Consider the following 15,581-nt stretch of genomic DNA (forward strand, 5'->3'; position numbering starts at 1 on the left):
CGAAGTCCTACGAGATGTTCGCCGACTGCCTGGTCGAGGACACCGCGCTGGCGGTCAAGGGCCGCATCAACGAGCGCGAGGGCACCATCAGCGTCTTCGCCTCCGACGCGGTGCCGGTCGACATCTCCGCAGCCGAAACCGGCCCGGAGGTAGCGTCGTTGACCGTGGAAGTGGAGGCCCGCCACGTCAACCTGGACTACGTGCACGAGCTCCGCGCAACACTGCGCGCCCACCGGGGGAGTATCCCGCTGCGCGTCGTGATCCGGCATGGAAACCGCCGGACCAGGTTGGCGGTGGACCGTTACCCCGTCGACCCCAGCCCCGCCCTCTTCGGGGAGCTCAAAGCTCTCCGCGGAACACGTATCGCCTCGAGCGGGTCCTGATGCGGAACCTGGCTTGTACTGTCGGCCTCGGGCGGCACTGCCCGGAGCACTCGTGGGAGGGCAGGATGGAGCTGGATCTCGGCGCGGTCCGGGCGTTCGTCGCCGTGGTGGACGAACAGCACTTCGGAGCGGCGGCGGATCAACTGGAACTGACGCAGCAGGCGGTCTCCAGACGGATCGCGAAGCTCGAAAGTGCGCTGGACACGAGCTTGTTCCAGCGAGCCCGAGGCGGCATCCTCCTCACCCAGGACGGTGCGACCTTCCTGCCGCACGCCCGTGCCCTCGTGGCACTGGCCGACCGAGCGGTGGCGTCGATGCGGCACGGCGACCGCCCGCTGCGGGTGGACGTGCTCGGCACCCGTCTCGTTGCGACCGAGCTGATCAGGACCTTCCACGAAACCCACCACGAGGTGGCGATCGACGTCATCGTGTCCCGGGGGCTCCGGAGCGCGCGGTCGGCCTTCGCGAACGAATCCATCGATGTCGCGTTCGCGAGGGTGGTCGGCGAGGTGGAGCCGGGTATCGAGAGCGTCCCCGCTTACCTCGAACCCCTCCACATCGTCGTCGGTCGCGAACACGGCCTTGCCGCGCAGCGTCAGGTTCGGCCCGCCCAGCTCGTCGGCTTGACCGCCTGGATGCCGTGCAACGAGCCGGGTAGCGAATGGGCGGACTTCTACGACGACCTAGCCCGGTGCTTCGGGCTCACCATCGACACGTCCGGCCCGGACTTCGGGTGGGACAACCTGCTCGACGACATCGCTTCATCGCGCGACCGGTACACCTTCGGCGGCCAGCGGCTGCGCACTCCGTGGCACCCCGACATCGTCCAAGTGCCCATCGTCGAACCGACTCCCGTCTACCCCCATTCGATGTTGTGGATGCGCAACAACCGGCATCCCGCGCTGCCGCTGCTCATCGACCATGTCACGGCCGGCTTCCGGACGTTCGATCCGGAGACCCAATGGCTCCCACCCGCCGAGGTCCGAGCGGGGAGCTTCGCGGCTCTCGGCGGTTCGAAGGCGGTTCCGGAAGCTTGATGTCGCGACTCCATCCTGAGCAGGATCACCAGCGGGTTACCCGTGGGTACGCTGGTCTCCTGGGGACGAAACGGGCGATCCTCACCCCGTGATCGGAATCGCAAGTCGCACCCCGCCCGCGCGCGGGGCGATCGGCGCCGGGGTAGAACGGGCCGGAAAGGCAGTAGCAGGAGGAGGAAGTCGATGATCTTCATCACCGCGAAGTTCCGCGTCAAGCCCGAGCACGCGGACCGGTGGCCCGAGATCGCCCGCTCGTTCACCGAGGCCACCCGTGCCGAGCCGGGCTGCCTGTGGTTCGACTGGTCCCGCAGCCTCGAGGACCCGAACGAGTACGTGCTGGTCGAGGCCTTCCGCGACGGCGAGGCCGGTGGCGCGCACGTCAACTCGGCGCACTTCAAGGCAGCGCAGCAGGAACTGCCGCCGCACCTGGTCGAGACCCCGCGGGTCATCAACATGGAGGTCCCGCAGGACGACTGGTCGCCGCTGGGCGAAATGGCCGTGCCGGAAGGCAACTGAGCCGGGCGCGCGCCTCTGCGGTCGAGGCCGCAGGGGCGCGCTTCCACTGTGGAATCAGCGCGGCTGGAAGGAACTCGGCGCCGTTCCGGTCTGCTTGCGGAACATCGTGGAGAAGGCAGCCGGGGTGTCGTAGGCGAGCTCCGCCGCGGTCCGGGTGACCGTCAGCCCCGCGGAGAGCAGGCGGATGGCGTGCAGGACGCAGGCGCGCTGGCGCCAGTGCTGGAAGCTGAGACCGGTCCCGGCGAGGAACAACCTGTTGAACGTGCGGCCGCTGACTCCGAGGCGGGCGGCCCACCCGGACGGCGCCTCGCGGATGTTCGGGGCCGCCTGGAACGCCTCGCAGAGCTCCCGGAGGTCCGCCCGAGCGGGCAGCGGAAGGTCGAACGGCAGCGGCGCCAGGTTCCGGATCTCGTGCAGGATCAGCTCGACCAGCGCCCCGTCCCGGCCGTGCCGGTCGTACTCCGGCGCGATGTCCACCGCGGCGAGCAGCAGCTCGCGCAGCAGCGGCGAGACGTCCACGACCCGGCAGCGCGCCGGGAACCACGGGACGGCCGAGGACTCGAGGTAGAGGCTGCGGGTGCTGACCCCGTCCATCAGCACCTGGTGGTCGGTGCCGGGCGGGATGAGCACCGCGCGGCGCGGCGGCACCGTCCAGCTCCTGTCCGCCGTCTCGACCTGCATGACCCCTGTCGCGCCGTACAGCAGCTGAGCGCGGCGGTGCCGGTGGAAGGCCAGCAGGTGGCCGGGAGGGTAGTCGGTGCCGATGGCCAGGACGGCGCGATCGATCCCGTCCACTTCGTCCAGCGGCACGTTGCGCACCGGACCACGCTAACCGACCGGTGGCGTGAACTCGAACGGGTGTGGCGCAACATCGATTGTGCGCCAATCGCGGCCGGTCCTACCGTGGCCGGGTGCTCGTCTCCTCCCTCGTGCTGCTCGGCTTCGGCTGCCTGACCGGTGTGACCACGGTCCTGTTCGGATTCGGCGGCGGTTTCATCATCGTGCCGGTCGTGTTCGCGGTCGTCTCCGCGGCGACCGGGGCCGACGCGATGCACACTGCGGTGGCCACCTCGACCGCGGTGATGATCGTCAACGCCTCCACGGCGACCATCGCGCAGGCCCGGTCCGGCCGCCTGCGCAAGGAACACCTCCACCCGCTGCTCGAGTTCATCGCGCTCGGCGCGGTTCTCGGTGCGGTCGCGGCGAACTGGGCCCCGGAGTCCGTGCTGCACGTGCTGTTCATCGCCTACCTCGCGGTCACCATCGTCGACAGCCTCGCCCGGCGCGGATTCCTGGACAACTCCCGCGATGCCGAGGGCGCAAGACCCCTGGGCAAGGTCGCTTCGACGGCCGGCGGAGTCGGCATCGGTGCGGTCGCCAGCTTCCTCGGCGTCGGCGGCAGCGTCCTGACCGTGCCGCTGCTGCGGCGCCGCGGCCTGCCCATGGCCGACGCCGCCGCGATGGCCAATCCGCTCAGCATCCCGGTCGCCGTCGCCGGGACCGCGGTCTACGCCCTGGCCACGCCGACGGCGACCTACCCGGGCCAGATCGGCCACGTCAACTTCGTGGTCGGAGCGATCCTGCTCTGCGGCTCCCTGCCGACCATCGCGCTGACCAAGCGTCTGGTCGGCAAGATCCCCGACCGGGTGCACGCGATCGCCTACGTCGCCCTCCTGGTGGTCGTCATGATCACGATGATCGTCACCGCCCTCACCTGACGGCGGCGCGGTGCTTGCCGATCACCTGCGCTGGGGGCGTGCGACGATGACGAGCATGGAGGTTCGTGCTGTCAACGGAACCAAGGAGCCGCGCTACCTGCAGATCGCTCGGGATCTGGCGGAGGAGATCGCAGCCCAGCGGTGGGCGGTTGGTGAGCGGATGCCTCCCGAGCCCGAGCTGGCGTCGTCGTTCGAGGTCTCCCGCGAGACGTTGCGCAACGCGCTGCGCGAGTTGGAGGCCCGGGGCCTGGTGTCCCGGCGCAAGGGGGACGGCACCCGCGTCGAGCGGCTCACGCCGGTGCAGCGCTTCGACACGTCGTTGGGCAGTCTCGAGGAACTGGTCCAGTACGGGCGGGACGCGGTCCGCGAGGTCACCGCATCCGAGGAGGTCACCGTCGGGTCCGAGCTCGCCGCGACCGCGGACCTGCCGCCTGGTGCGGTGCTCGCTCGGCTGACCACCGTCCGGCGCGCGCCGGACGGTTCGGCCGTTTCCTGGTCGCAGGTCTACCTCTCGCCGGACGACGCCGCGGCCGTCGCCGACGACCTCGACAAGAGCACGCGTTTGATCAGCGATCTCCTTCGGGAGCGGACCGGTCGCTCGACGCACCGGGTCGTGCAGCGGGTCCGAGCCATCGCGCTCCCGACCGAGCCTGCGGAAGCGCTCGGGCTGCCACCGGGCAGCCCGGCGCTGGAGTTCGTCCGGCACTACTACGACGCGACCGGCGACCTGTTCGAGACCACGGTCGGCGTGCACCCCGGCGACACCTTCAGCTACCGCACGACGCTCGTCCGGTCCGGGTCCGCCTAGGCCCGGGGTGCAAGACACCCATTGACATCCGGGCCACGTCCGGCCATTTTGTGTCTAGACATAAATGTGTCTAGACACAAAGAGGTGTTCGATGAAATCAGCGGAAGAGCTCCTCGCGAGCGGCCGCCGGAAACGCAGATCGCGCTGGTACACCAGCATCGGCAACCAAGTCCTGATCTCGATCGTCCTCGGGATCGCGGTCGGTGCGCTGTTCCCGGCGTTCTCGGCGCGGCTCAAGGTCGTCGGGGACACGTTCCTCGACCTGATCAAGATCGGTGTCGCACCCCTGGTCTTCCTCACCGTCGTGATGGGGATCGCCGCCGCCGGGGACTTGAAGAAGGCCAGCCGCACCGGGCTGGTCGCCCTGATCTACTTCGAGGTCGTCTCCACGGTCGCGCTCCTGCTCGGTCTGCTGGCCGGCAACATCTCGGGCGTCGGCATCGGGGCAGGTGCCCTCAGCGGCGCGCACCCGACCAGCGGGGCACCGACCGGCGGGGGAGACGACGAAGGGTTCCTCGCCGCAGTCGTGCCGGACAACTTCGTCGGCGCGTTCAGCTCGGGTCACCTGCTGCAGGTCGTGGTGGTCGCGGTGCTGCTCGGCATCGGGGTGCTCACCCTCGCCCCCGCGGTGCAAGCGCGTTTCACGGCGGGGTTGGAGACCGCTTCCGAAGGCTTCTTCGCCCTGATCAACGTGATCATGCGCCTGGCACCGATCGGGACCTTCGGCGCGATCGCCTACTCGGTGGGCACCAACGGCTCGGCGATGCTGTTGGCCCTGGCCGAGCTCGTGGCGCAGTACTGGATCGTGGTGATCCTGTTCATCGTCGTGGTCCTCGGCGGGGTCTGCCTCACCGCCGGGATCAACGTCTTTCGGCTGCTGCGCGCGGTCCGCACCGAGCTGACCCTGGTGCTCGGCACCGCTTCGTCGGAGGCAGGACTGCCCGGTCTGCTCAAGAAGCTGCCGAGGATGGGGTTGTCCCGCCAGACGGTCGGCCTGGTGATGCCCACCGGCTACGCGTTCAACCTCGACGGCACCTCGATCTACATGGCGCTGTGCACGCTGTTCCTGGCCAACGCCTACGGCATCCCGATGGGCTTCGAGCAGCAGCTCGGCCTGCTGGTGATCATGCTCCTGACGTCCAAGGGCGCGGCTACCGTCTCCGGCGGCACGTTCGTGGTGTTCGCCTCGACGGTGACGGCCACCGGCTACCTCCCGATCGAGGGCGTCGCGATCCTCTTCGGCGTCTACCGGGTCATGTCGATGGCCACCGCCACCTGCAACACCTTCGGCAACGTCGTGGCCACCGCGGTCATCGCCCGCTGGAACGGCGACCTCGACCGGGCCCGCCTGCGCCAGGTGCTCGCCGACCCGTCCTCTCTCGACCGGGACGACGACGCCCCGGAACTGGAACCGTCCGCCGAGGTGCCCGCCACCGCCACGAACTCCGGGAGTCCACAGTGAACAGCACGGTCTTCGATTCCTTCCTCTACCGCGAGATGTTCTCGACCGCGCAGATGCGCGAGGTCTTCAGCGACGGAACCTTCGTCCAGCGCATGACCGACACCGAGACCGCGCTGGCCCGAGCCCAGGCCAAGGTCGGCATCGTGCCGCACGAAGCCGCGCAGGCGATCAGCGACTCGGTCCGCCCGGACGCGCTGGACCACGAGCGGCTCCGGGCCGACACCGAGAACGTCGGCTACCCGGTGCTGCCGCTGGTCACCCAGCTCGCGGAGCAGTGCGGCGAGGCGGGCGGCTACCTGCACTGGGGAGCCACCACGCAGGACATCATGGACACCGCCACGATGCTGCAGTGCCGAGACGGGCTCGACCTCGTCGCGGCGGCTCTCGACCGGGTGCGCGCCGCGCTGCGCCGCCTCGCCGCGGAGCACGTCGACACCGTGACGGCCGGTCGCACCCACCTCCAGCACGCGTTGCCGGTGACGTTCGGATTCCGCGCTGCGGTGTGGGTTTCGGCGCTAGACCGGCACAGCGAGCGCCTCGCCCAGGCACGAGAACGCGACCTCATGGTCCAGTTCGGTGGCGCTGCCGGAACGCTCGCCTCGCTCGGGACCGGCCCCGCTGGGCTGGCCGTCCGCGCTGCGCTCGCCGCCGAGCTCGGGCTGCGGGATCCCGAGATCACCTGGCACGTGGCCCGGGACGGGCTCAACGAGCTCGTCTCGCTGCTGGCCGCGATCGGCGGATCGTTGGGCAAGATCGGCTGGGACGTGATGATGATGTGCTCGTCGGAGTTCGGCGAACTCGCCGAACCCTTCGTGCCGGGCCGGGGCGCGAGCTCGACCATGCCGCAGAAGCGCAACCCGATCTCCAGCGAGCTGATGGTCGCCGCCGCGAAACTCCTGCGCGACCGAGCCGCCACGATGCTCGATGCGCTGATGCAGGACTTCGAGCGCGCCACCGGACCCTGGCACGTCGAATGGGCCACCGTCCCGGAGGCGTTCCAGCTCGTGGCGGCTTCGCTGCACCAGGCCGAGTTCATGCTCGGTGGGCTGGAGGTCGACGTCGACCGGATGCGGGCCAACACCGCGCTCACCGGTGGGCTCATCGTCGCTGAGGCGGTCATGATGGCCGTAGCCCCGGTGCTCGGTCGCCAGCGCGCGCACGAAGTCGTCTACGACGCGTGCCGCAACGCGATCGAGACCGGTGCGGACCTCGCCGACGAGCTGCGCCGCCATCCCGACCTCGTCGCGCAGCTCGGCGAGAGCCGCATCGACGAGCTCTGCGATCCGGCCAACTACCTGGGCAGCGCTCGCACTATGACCACCGACGTCGTCGGCACCTGATCCCACATCAACCCGGAGCGCGAGTTCCCGTCGATGTTCGAGCCGGTGCACGGTTCCGCGCCGGACATCGCCGGCCGGGGGATCGCCAACCCGGTGGGCGCGATCTGGACCGCAGCGATGCTGCTCGACCACCTCGACCACCCGGAGGCGGCAGCCGAGGTCGAGCAGGCGATGGCCGCGGTGCTGGCGCGTACCGGGATCCGCACGCCGGACCTCGGCGGCACGGCCACCACCGAGGAGTTCACCCGTACCGTGCTGGAGTTCGTCGGCCGTTGAGCCGGGCCGATCCACCACGACCAGGAGGAGACCAGATGGGTGTCCCGCTGCCCAGTTCCTTCGAGCAGCAGACCGTCGACGCCGACGGGATCCGCATCAACTGCGCGGTGGGCGGTGATGGCCCGCCGCTGCTCCTCCTGCACGGATATCCGCAGACCCACCTGATCTGGCACCACGTCGCTCCTGCGCTCGCCGCCGAGCACACCGTCGTGCTCACCGACCTGCGGGGTTACGGAGACAGCGACAAGCCCGCTCCGGGGCCGGACGACGCGGAGTACTCGAAGCGCGCGATGGCGCGGGACCAGCTGCTCGTCATGCGGGCGCTCGGCTTCGAGCGCTTCGGCGTGGCCGGGCACGATCGCGGCGGCCGGGTCGGCCACAGGCTGGCGCTGGACGCCCCCGAGGCGGTGACCGCGCTCGCGGTGCTGGACATCGTGCCGACGCGCCACGCGTTCGAGCACGCGGACAAGGAGTTCGGACTCGGCTACTACCACTGGTTCTTCCTCGCCGCGGGCGGCGGCATCCCGGAGCGGTTGATCGGCGGGGACCCGGAATTCTGGATCAAGGCGCGGATGTCGGCGCGCCACCACGGCGGAACGCCGTTCGACCCGGCCGCGGTGGCCGACTACGTGCGCTGCTTCTCCGATCCGGCCGCGATCGCCGCGTCCTGCGCCGACTACCGAGCGGCCGCGTCGATCGACCTCGAGCACGACGAAGCCGATTCGGCCCGCACCATCACCTGCCCGGTGCTGGCGCTGTGGGGCGAGCACAGCTTCGTCGGCCGCAACTACGACGTGCTCCAGGTCTGGCAGGACTACGCCGAAGACGTGCGCGGCCAAGCACTTCCGTGCGACCACTACGTGCCAGAAGAACAACCCGCCCGAACAGCCACCGCCCTGCGGACCTTCTTCGCCGAGCGGACCTGATCTGCGTCCAGTCGTCCGGATCCGTGAGTCTTTTGGGCTGCCCCAGCGACCCAAAAGACTCACGGTACCCGCTGCTGAGCCGCCGGCGTCCGGTCAGCCGCGACGGGAAAGTCGTTGGGGCGCCGGGTCATTCCGGGTCGTGCGCCGCGAGGTCGAGGCGGTGGGCCAGTTGGCGGCAGCGGGTCCGGAACTGCTCGGGCTCTTCGATGGTGAAGTCCGCGTCCAAGAAGGCGAGGTTGAGCACCAGCCATTCGAAGGAGTCGACCCAGGTCGTGATCCGGCAGCGCTCCTCGTCCAGCGGTTCGATGGCGCAGTCGGAGAACTTCAGCACGTCGGCGACCTTGGGCGCAGGGGAGTGGACGGTGACGACGGCGCGGTGGCGGGGCTCGGCGAGCTTCCCGCGCAGGTACTCGGCGGCGGACTCGGCCGGCAGCGGGCGCGGTGCGAACCGGGTGCCGGGGACGGCGATGTCGCTGATCCGGTCGAGCCGGAAGGTGCGCCAGTCCGCCCGGTCGCGGTCCCAGGCCAGCAGGTACCAGCGCAGGTGGAGGTGCACCTGCCGGTAGGGCTCGATGCGGCGCTGCGACGTGGTGCCGTCGCGGGTGGTGTAGCTGAAGGTGACGTACTCGTGGTGATCCGCCGCGGCGGCCAGCGTGGCGAGCGCGTCGGCGTTGATCGGCGGGGCCGTCTGCGCGGCCGCTTCGAGCGTGGCGCGCACGGCGGTGGCCCGGGCCCGCAACCGCTTCGGCAGGAACTGGTCGATCTTGCCGAACGCGCGGTCGGCCGCCGAGCCGATACCTCCTGCGTCGGTGTCCGGCGGTGCGCTGGCCGCTAGCACGCCGAGACCGACCACGGTCGCGACGGCCTCCTCGTCGTCGAACACCATCGGCGGCAGCGCCCGGCCCGCGGCGAGCTGGTAGAAGCCACCCGGCCCCGGCTGGGTCGTGACCGGATAGCCGTAGTCGCGCAGCCGCTCCACGTCGCGCCGCACCGTGCGCGGGCTGGTCTGCAGCCGCGAGGCCAGCTCCGGACCGCTGAAGCGGCGGCCGGTCTGCAGGTGGGCGAGCAGTTCGAGCAGGCGCCGGGTGACATCGCTCATGACCCCATCATCCCTGAATCGCGGTCAGGATCCGGCCACATCTGTTCGTAGCGTCGCGGTATGAGCTCGACGATCCGCATCCGCGGCGCCCGCACGCACAACCTGAAGGACCTCGACCTCGACCTGCCGCGCGGTGAGCTGGTGGTGTTCGCCGGAGTGTCCGGTTCGGGCAAGTCCTCGCTGGTCTTCGACACGATCGCGGCCGAAGCCGGCTACCAGGTGAACGAGAACTACCCGCCGTTCGTGCGCAACCGCCTGCCGAGGTGGAGCCGCCCCGACGCCGAGGTGGACGGGCTCTCGCCGGTGGTGCTGATCGACCAGAAGCGGCTGGGCGGCAACGCGCGGTCGACGGTCGGCACCACCACCGACGCGTTCACCTACCTGCGGTTGCTGTTCTCGCGGGTGGGTGAACCGCACGTCGGCGAGTCCAACCACTTCTCGTTCAACGACCCGGCCGGGATGTGCCCCACCTGCGCGGGGCTGGGGGAGACGCTGGCCACCGACGTCGAGCGGATCCTGGACCTGGACCGAACGCTGGAGCAGGGCGCGATCCTGCTGCCCGGCTTCGGCATCGGCCAGTACTGGTACCGGCAGTACGCGGAGCTCGGCGTGTTCGACGTGGCGAAACCGTTGCGGGACTGGGCCGCCGCCGACTTGGAGGCGCTCCTCCACCGCGAGGCAGCGCAGCGGTCAGCGCTGCGCGTGCCGAAGGACTACGAAGGCGTGGTCGACCGCTTCGAGCGCATCTACCTGCACACGGCCGACAACATGTCCGAACGCAAGCAGGCGGTGCTGCGCCGGTGCACCCGCTCGGCGCGCTGCCCCGACTGCGACGGCGAGCGGTTGCGCGAGGCGGCCCGCGAGGCGCGGGTGCTCGGCCGCACCATCGGCGAGATGAGCAGGATGGAGATCGGTGAGCTGGCCGAGGTCGTCAGCGAGGTGCGGAATCCGCGAGTCGCACCGGTCGTGGCGGCGCTGTTGGACAAGCTCGGCGCGCTGACCGAGATCGGGTTGGGCTACCTGTCGCTGGCGCGTCCGACGACCACGCTCTCGGGCGGTGAGTCGCAGCGCATCAAGACGGTCCGGCACTTGGGCAGCAGCCTGGTCGAGATGCTGTACGTGTTCGACGAACCGACCGTCGGCCTGCACCAGCACGACGTGCAGTCCATGATCGGACTGCTGAAGTCGTTGCGGGACAAGGGGAACACGCTGCTCGTCGTCGAGCACGACCCGGACGTGATGCGGGCCGCCGACCGGATCGTCGAGCTCGGCCCCGGCGCGGGCGGTGCTGGTGGGCGGATCGTGTTCGAGGGCAGCTTCGGTGAGCTGACGACCGCGGACACCCCGACCGGGCGTGCTCTGCGGACCCGGATCCGAGCGCGAATGCCCCGAGTTCCCACGGGCAAGCTGCGCATCGAGAACGCTCGCCGCAACAACCTGCGCGACCTGACCGTGGACGTGCCGACCGGGGTGCTGACGGTGCTGACCGGGGTCGCCGGATCCGGGAAGTCCAGCCTGGCAGCGGAATTCGCCGCGCAACACCCGGCCACCGTCGTCGACCAGCGCCCGGTGAGCACCAACCGCCGCTCCTCGCCGCTGACCTACTGCGGCATCGCCCCGGCGATCCGGAAGCTGTTCGCGCGGCGCAACGGCGTGAGCGCGAAGCTGTTCAGTGCCAACTCCGAAGGTGCGTGCCCAGCATGCCAGGGCGCCGGCGTGATCTACACCGATCTGGCTTTCATGGACGGGCAGGAGACGGTCTGCGAGGCGTGCGCCGGCCGCCGGTTCACGGCTGAAGTCCTGGCCCACACGGTCGACGGACTGTCCATTGCGGACGTCGACGAGCTGACCATCGCGGACGCCGTGCACCGCCTGCCGGAACCGGCGATCGGCCGAGCACTGCGCGACCTGGTGGACGTGGGGCTGGGCTACCTGCGGCTCGGTCAGCCGCTGACCGACTTGTCCGGTGGCGAGTGCCAGCGCCTGAAGATCGCCAAGGAGCTCTCCAGCGCGGACGGGCCCACCTGCTACGTGCTCGACGAGCCGACCACCGGCCTGCACCTGTCCGACACCGAAGTCCTGCTCCGGGTCCTGGACCGGCTGGTCGAGCAGGGCAACACGGTGCTCGTGATCGAGCACGACCTCGAGGTGATCCGCAGCGCGGACTGGGTGATCGACCTCGGACCTGGGCCGGGCCGCCGCGGTGGGCGCGTCATCTGCGCGGGCACGCCGCAGCAGCTCATGGCCTGCGAGGAGTCCGAAACCGCGCGGGCACTGCGCGGTTAGCGGTTCGCGACGGCGGTTCCCGCCTTGTCCCAGTTGTCGTGCAGCCGGTCGAGGTAGTTCTGCGCCTGCGGGCCCGGGGAAGTGCCCTTCGCGACGGCTCGCATGTTGCCGGGGCCCGCGTTGTAGCCGACTGCCAGCAGTTCCTCGGTGGTGTGCGCGCCCGACCGCTGATCGGGCAGCGAGGCGGAGAGGTCGTGCAGGTACCAGGACGCGGCCTGGATGGCCAGGTCCGGGTCGTCGGGGAGCTGCAGCCAATCGCGGTCGGTGAAGCCGTGGTTGGCCTTGACCTCGTCGAAGGTGGCGCGGTGCATGTTGGCGACGCCCAGCGCGGCGTCCGGTTTGAACTGCAGCCAGGCCCGTTCGGTGTCCGGGTCGTGCGGCTTGTAGGACTCGTTGTACAAGATCGCCATCACCAGCTGCGGATCGACGCCGGCTTCCCGCGCGTGGTTGATCACCTGCGCGGCGAACCGCCCCGGATCCTGGTCGTCAGCGCTCGGCGAGTCCGAAGCCGGGGCGCTCGGCGCGGCCGGTTCGGTGGCGGCGTCGCGCCCCGCGGAGCATCCGGTGGCCGCGGCGACGAGCGCGCACGCGGCGAGCCACCGCCACCGATTCCTGCCCGTTTCCAGCCCCATGCCCACATTCGACCAGATCGCGATGCACGTCCACCAATCGACGCGCTGCACGACATCGACTTCGCCTCCTGCCACTCCGGCAACGCGGTGGCGATGAAGGACGGCGCGGTGGGTGGCCTTGGGCACCCTCGCGGAGACGATGACATCGCAGGTCAGCGCGTCGGCGTCTGCTTCAGCTGATCAGCGCCTCGGCGACGTACGGGACAGTGGCGACCAGGGCGCCGAGCAGGAGCACGGTGGTGTCCGTCCGGGTCCAGGGCGCTGGTTCCGCCCAGGTGCGGCGGTGGGCGTGGGCGAAGCCGCGGGCGTCCATGGCGATCGAGGCGCTGGTGGCTTCGCGCATGGTGGTGACCAGCAGTCCGAAGGTGACGGAGCTGGCGTGGCGGGTCCGGGAGACCGGCCCGCGACCGGGCCCGAACCCGCGCGAACGGCGAGCCCGCGACAGGTGCTGCCAGGTCTGGCCGAGCTGCTCGAACCGCTGGAGCGCAGCGGCGAACGACACGACGAACCGGTGGGGGAGTCGGAGGCGTTGGCCGAGCTGATCGGCCAGCGCCATCGGCTCGATCAGCGGTGCGACGGCGATCCCGGGCAGCGCCAGCACGGCGATGCGCAGGCCTGCGGTGGCGGCGACGTCGAGGTGCCCGCCGCCGAGCAGCCACGTCGAGTAGGCGACGGACACGCTGGCCAGCAGGACGGTCGCGAACCGGATCGGACGCCCGGAGCGCGCGGGCAGCATCAGCAACCCGGCGAGCACGTAGACGCAGGTGGTGATCACCGCCGAGGTCAGCGAGCGCACGCCCAGCGAGGCGATCAGGGCCAGCAGTCCCACCGCGACCAGCACCAGGGGATTCACCCTGCCCAGCACACCGTTCATCGCGCCACCACCTGCCCGCGGTGCAGCCGCGTTTCGCGGTCGGCGATGTCGGTCAGGGTCTGATCGTGGGTGGACACGCCCGCAGTGGCGCCGGAGCGCGCGGCGGCGCGCATCCACCCGGCGATGGCAGCCCAGGTGTGGCGGTCCTGGCCGACGGTGGGCTCGTCGAGCATCAGCGCGCCGGGCCGGTGCGCGAGCGCGGCGGCGAGCGCGACGCGGCGCTGTTCGCCGCCGGAGAGCCGATAGGGGTTGGCGTCGGCGAGCGCGCTCAGGCCGAGCACTTCCAGGATCGGCTCGACCTGGGCGGTCGTGCCCAGCCGCGTTGCGGTGTGCGTGATCTCCTGCCGGACGCTGGTGGTGAGGAAACCGTGCTCCGGGTTCTGCGGGACCCATCCGACGGTCCTCGCCAGCTCGATCGACTTCATCCGGTGCAGCGGGACGGTCATGCCGCTGATGCTGCCGCGATCGGGGCGGACCAGGCCGGCCAGCGCGGCGAGCAGCGTGGACTTGCCCGCTCCCGATGCGCCGGTGAACGCCGAGATCTGCCCCGGCGACGCGGAGACCGAGACGCCGTCGAGCGCGGTGACGGCTGCGGTTGAGCGGATCCGCCGGGTCACCAGGTCCACGCCCAGGTCGTGGGTTTCGAGCTGCGGGCCGGGGCCGTCCGGAGCCACCACGGCTTCCGGCACGTCGAACGGTTCGGGCGCGGGGAGATCGGGCATCCACACCCCGGCGCGGCCGAGCTCGGGGGTGAGCCGGGCCCGGCAGGTCTCGGGGTCGACGTCGTGCACGACCTGACCGGTGGAGTCGAGGACGACGACCCGGTCGACGAGGTCCAGCCACGGTCCGATCCGGTGGTCGACGACCACCGTCGATGCACCCGTGCTGGTCACCACGTTCGCCACGGCGGCCCGCACCCGGTCGGCGTTGCCGGGATCGAGCATCGAGGTCGGCTCGTCGAGCAGCAGCATCGAGGGCTGCATCGCCAGCACCCCGGCCAGGGCCAGGCGCTGCAGCTCGCCGCCGGACAGCGCCGACGTCGGCCGGTCGAGCGGGTAGTCCAAGCCGACCAGCTCGAGGGCCTCGGCGACCCGCCGCCAGATCTCCTCGCGGGGGATCCCGCTGTTCTCCGGCCCGAACGCCGCATCGCGACCGATGCGATCGGCCACCACCGCGGACCCGGGGTTCTGCAGCACCAGCCCGATCTGGCCGTCGACCTGGACGTCCCCGCCGGCCTCGCCGGGCAGCGCGCCGCCGAGCACACCGGCCAGCGCGTGGATCACGGTCGACTTGCCCGCTCCGCTCGGCCCGGCCAGCAGAACCCGCTCGCCGGGCCGGATGCGCAGGTCGAGCTCGTGGATCGTGGGAGCGCGCCGCCCCAACGGCTTCCAGCTGAAGCCCCGCAGTTCAGCGCGCAGCCCCGTCGAGATCGTCACACCGCTGTCCGCTCGTGGTGCTCCCGGCCGGGCCCGAAGGCGTCCAAGGCACCGGTCGCGGCCAGCCCGCGCACCAGCGCCCAGCCGCCCAGACCGGCGATGACGGCTCCGGAAACCGCGAAGAACCCGAGGTAGGCCAGCTTGTACGGGAACGTCCAGTCCACGTAGTAGAACTGCCACTCGTAGAACGACTCGAGCGTCGCGGCGACCGCAGCGCCCAGCGCGGCGACCAGCGGGCCGAACCGGGTCCACAGGAACACGCCCAGCACGAGCTCGACCCCGAGCCCCTGGATGCACCCGGACACCACGGTCGACAGCCCCCAGCTGTTGCCGAGCAGAGCTTCGACGGAAGCCCCGATGACCTCGGTCAGCAGCGCCGCACCGGGCTTGCGGACGATCAGCCCGCCGATCACGCCACCGAGCAGCCAGGCACCCCCGAAGAGGCCGGCGCTGGGCGGGAAGGCGAACACGGAGAGGGTGCTCAACACCTGGTAGAGCTGGGACCAACCCCAAAAGGCGACGCCGATCGCAACACCGAGCATGGCCACGGTCACGAAATCGATCGTCCGGTAGCGGAAAGCGGCACCGCGCACCACTTGAACTCCCTTCGCCGGTGCTAACCGGAGCAGGTTCGGAGGGTCTGCGGCTCAACCCGCACTCTCAGCGCCCTTCACGATGGCGCTCCCCTGTCATCAGGCCCCACACATTACCTCCCGCATCGCCGCTCTCAACACCGCCTCCATCCGGGGGAGCGATGCCGGCCGAGGACGAGAACGGTCCGCAGTGGT

The 15,581-nt window shown here is 70.6% G+C and carries 14 protein-coding genes, 2 pseudogenes and 1 riboswitch; of the genes and pseudogenes, 10 read left to right on the top strand and 6 right to left on the bottom strand.

Features of this window, described 5'->3' with window-relative positions:
- From OU415_RS30915 to OU415_RS30925, 3 genes and pseudogenes are all read left to right on the top strand, one after another.
- Nucleotides 1-383, top strand: a pseudogene (locus OU415_RS30915) (DNA polymerase III subunit alpha); the annotation flags it as partial.
- Complete coding sequence (locus OU415_RS30920; protein ID WP_333779096.1) at nt 383-1,420, top strand: LysR family transcriptional regulator; 1,038 nt, start codon at nt 383-385, stop codon at nt 1,418-1,420. The pseudogene OU415_RS30915 and the gene OU415_RS30920, both read left to right, overlap by 1 nt.
- A gap of 183 nt (nt 1,421-1,603) precedes the next feature.
- The gene (locus OU415_RS30925; RefSeq protein ID WP_270952972.1) at nt 1,604-1,936 is read left to right on the top strand and encodes a putative quinol monooxygenase; all 333 of its coding nucleotides are present in this window, start codon (nt 1,604-1,606) and stop codon (nt 1,934-1,936) included.
- 54 nt (nt 1,937-1,990) lie between these two features.
- Here OU415_RS30925 and OU415_RS30930 read toward each other — a convergent pair whose 3' ends face one another.
- Nucleotides 1,991-2,755, bottom strand: coding sequence for an AraC family transcriptional regulator (locus OU415_RS30930; RefSeq protein WP_270952973.1), 765 nt, complete (start codon nt 2,753-2,755; stop codon nt 1,991-1,993).
- A gap of 92 nt (nt 2,756-2,847) precedes the next feature.
- On the opposite strand from OU415_RS30930, the gene OU415_RS30935 reads away from it, so the two are divergent.
- The 6 genes and pseudogenes from OU415_RS30935 (at nt 2,848) to OU415_RS30960 (ending at nt 8,466) form a co-directional block, all read left to right on the top strand.
- A complete protein-coding gene (locus tag OU415_RS30935; protein ID WP_270952974.1) occupies nt 2,848-3,654 on the top strand; it encodes a sulfite exporter TauE/SafE family protein in 807 nt (268 codons plus the stop codon).
- Nucleotides 3,655-3,709: 55 nt separating this feature from the next.
- Complete coding sequence (locus OU415_RS30940) at nt 3,710-4,462, top strand: GntR family transcriptional regulator (protein WP_270952975.1); 753 nt, start codon at nt 3,710-3,712, stop codon at nt 4,460-4,462.
- A gap of 91 nt (nt 4,463-4,553) precedes the next feature.
- Entirely contained in the window at nt 4,554-5,924 is a 1,371-nt protein-coding gene (locus OU415_RS30945; RefSeq protein WP_270952977.1) for a cation:dicarboxylate symporter family transporter, read from the top strand.
- Nucleotides 5,921-7,264 (top strand): class-II fumarase/aspartase family protein, encoded by a 1,344-nt coding sequence (locus tag OU415_RS30950; protein ID WP_270952978.1) that lies wholly within the window; start codon nt 5,921-5,923, stop codon nt 7,262-7,264. The genes OU415_RS30945 and OU415_RS30950 overlap by 4 nt, the downstream gene beginning before the upstream one ends.
- Nucleotides 7,265-7,540: pseudogene (locus OU415_RS30955) on the top strand (isocitrate/isopropylmalate family dehydrogenase); the annotation flags it as partial.
- A gap of 35 nt (nt 7,541-7,575) precedes the next feature.
- Nucleotides 7,576-8,466, top strand: coding sequence for an alpha/beta fold hydrolase (locus tag OU415_RS30960; protein WP_270952980.1), 891 nt, complete (start codon nt 7,576-7,578; stop codon nt 8,464-8,466).
- Between the two features lie 127 nt (nt 8,467-8,593).
- Here OU415_RS30960 and OU415_RS30965 read toward each other — a convergent pair whose 3' ends face one another.
- On the bottom strand, nt 8,594-9,565 hold the full coding sequence (locus OU415_RS30965) for a helix-turn-helix transcriptional regulator (RefSeq protein ID WP_270952982.1): 972 nt from the start codon (nt 9,563-9,565) through the stop codon (nt 8,594-8,596).
- A gap of 60 nt (nt 9,566-9,625) precedes the next feature.
- On the opposite strand from OU415_RS30965, the gene OU415_RS30970 reads away from it, so the two are divergent.
- The gene (locus OU415_RS30970; RefSeq protein WP_270952983.1) at nt 9,626-11,851 is read left to right on the top strand and encodes an excinuclease ABC subunit UvrA; all 2,226 of its coding nucleotides are present in this window, start codon (nt 9,626-9,628) and stop codon (nt 11,849-11,851) included.
- Here the strand turns inward: OU415_RS30970 and OU415_RS30975 are convergent.
- The 4 genes from OU415_RS30975 to OU415_RS30990 form a co-directional block, all read right to left on the bottom strand.
- Complete coding sequence (locus OU415_RS30975) at nt 11,848-12,483, bottom strand: transglycosylase SLT domain-containing protein (protein ID WP_270952984.1); 636 nt, start codon at nt 12,481-12,483, stop codon at nt 11,848-11,850. The two genes, OU415_RS30970 and OU415_RS30975, sit on opposite strands and share 4 nt — an antisense overlap.
- Before the next feature lie 172 nt (nt 12,484-12,655).
- Nucleotides 12,656-13,357 (bottom strand): energy-coupling factor transporter transmembrane component T, encoded by a 702-nt coding sequence (locus tag OU415_RS30980; RefSeq protein WP_270952985.1) that lies wholly within the window; start codon nt 13,355-13,357, stop codon nt 12,656-12,658.
- The gene (locus OU415_RS30985) at nt 13,354-14,793 is read right to left on the bottom strand and encodes an ABC transporter ATP-binding protein (RefSeq protein ID WP_270952986.1); all 1,440 of its coding nucleotides are present in this window, start codon (nt 14,791-14,793) and stop codon (nt 13,354-13,356) included. The genes OU415_RS30980 and OU415_RS30985 overlap by 4 nt, the downstream gene beginning before the upstream one ends.
- The gene (locus OU415_RS30990; RefSeq protein ID WP_270952987.1) at nt 14,790-15,386 is read right to left on the bottom strand and encodes an ECF transporter S component; all 597 of its coding nucleotides are present in this window, start codon (nt 15,384-15,386) and stop codon (nt 14,790-14,792) included. The genes OU415_RS30985 and OU415_RS30990 overlap by 4 nt, the downstream gene beginning before the upstream one ends.
- Nucleotides 15,379-15,491, bottom strand: a riboswitch (TPP riboswitch). (Overlaps the previous gene by 8 nt.)
- Nucleotides 15,492-15,581: the final 90 nt, after the last annotated feature.

The organism is Saccharopolyspora oryzae (assembly GCF_027853915.1).
In the GTDB taxonomy this organism is placed as follows: domain Bacteria; phylum Actinomycetota; class Actinomycetes; order Mycobacteriales; family Pseudonocardiaceae; genus Saccharopolyspora; species Saccharopolyspora oryzae.

Excerpts from the sequence above, each read along its gene's own strand:
- OU415_RS30925 (WP_270952972.1), top strand. The coding sequence starts at position 1,604 with ATGATCTTCATCACCGCGAAGTTCCGCGTCAAGCCCGAGCACGCGGAC.
- OU415_RS30940 (WP_270952975.1), top strand. The coding sequence starts at position 3,710 with ATGGAGGTTCGTGCTGTCAACGGAACCAAGGAGCCGCGCTACCTGCAG.
- OU415_RS30970 (WP_270952983.1), top strand. The coding sequence starts at position 9,626 with ATGAGCTCGACGATCCGCATCCGCGGCGCCCGCACGCACAACCTGAAG.
- OU415_RS30920 (WP_333779096.1), top strand. The coding sequence starts at position 383 with ATGCGGAACCTGGCTTGTACTGTCGGCCTCGGGCGGCACTGCCCGGAG.
- OU415_RS30960 (WP_270952980.1), top strand. The coding sequence starts at position 7,576 with ATGGGTGTCCCGCTGCCCAGTTCCTTCGAGCAGCAGACCGTCGACGCC.
- OU415_RS30965 (WP_270952982.1), bottom strand. The coding sequence starts at position 9,565 with ATGAGCGATGTCACCCGGCGCCTGCTCGAACTGCTCGCCCACCTGCAG.
- OU415_RS30945 (WP_270952977.1), top strand. The coding sequence starts at position 4,554 with ATGAAATCAGCGGAAGAGCTCCTCGCGAGCGGCCGCCGGAAACGCAGA.
- OU415_RS30975 (WP_270952984.1), bottom strand. The coding sequence starts at position 12,483 with ATGGGGCTGGAAACGGGCAGGAATCGGTGGCGGTGGCTCGCCGCGTGC.
- OU415_RS30980 (WP_270952985.1), bottom strand. The coding sequence starts at position 13,357 with ATGAACGGTGTGCTGGGCAGGGTGAATCCCCTGGTGCTGGTCGCGGTG.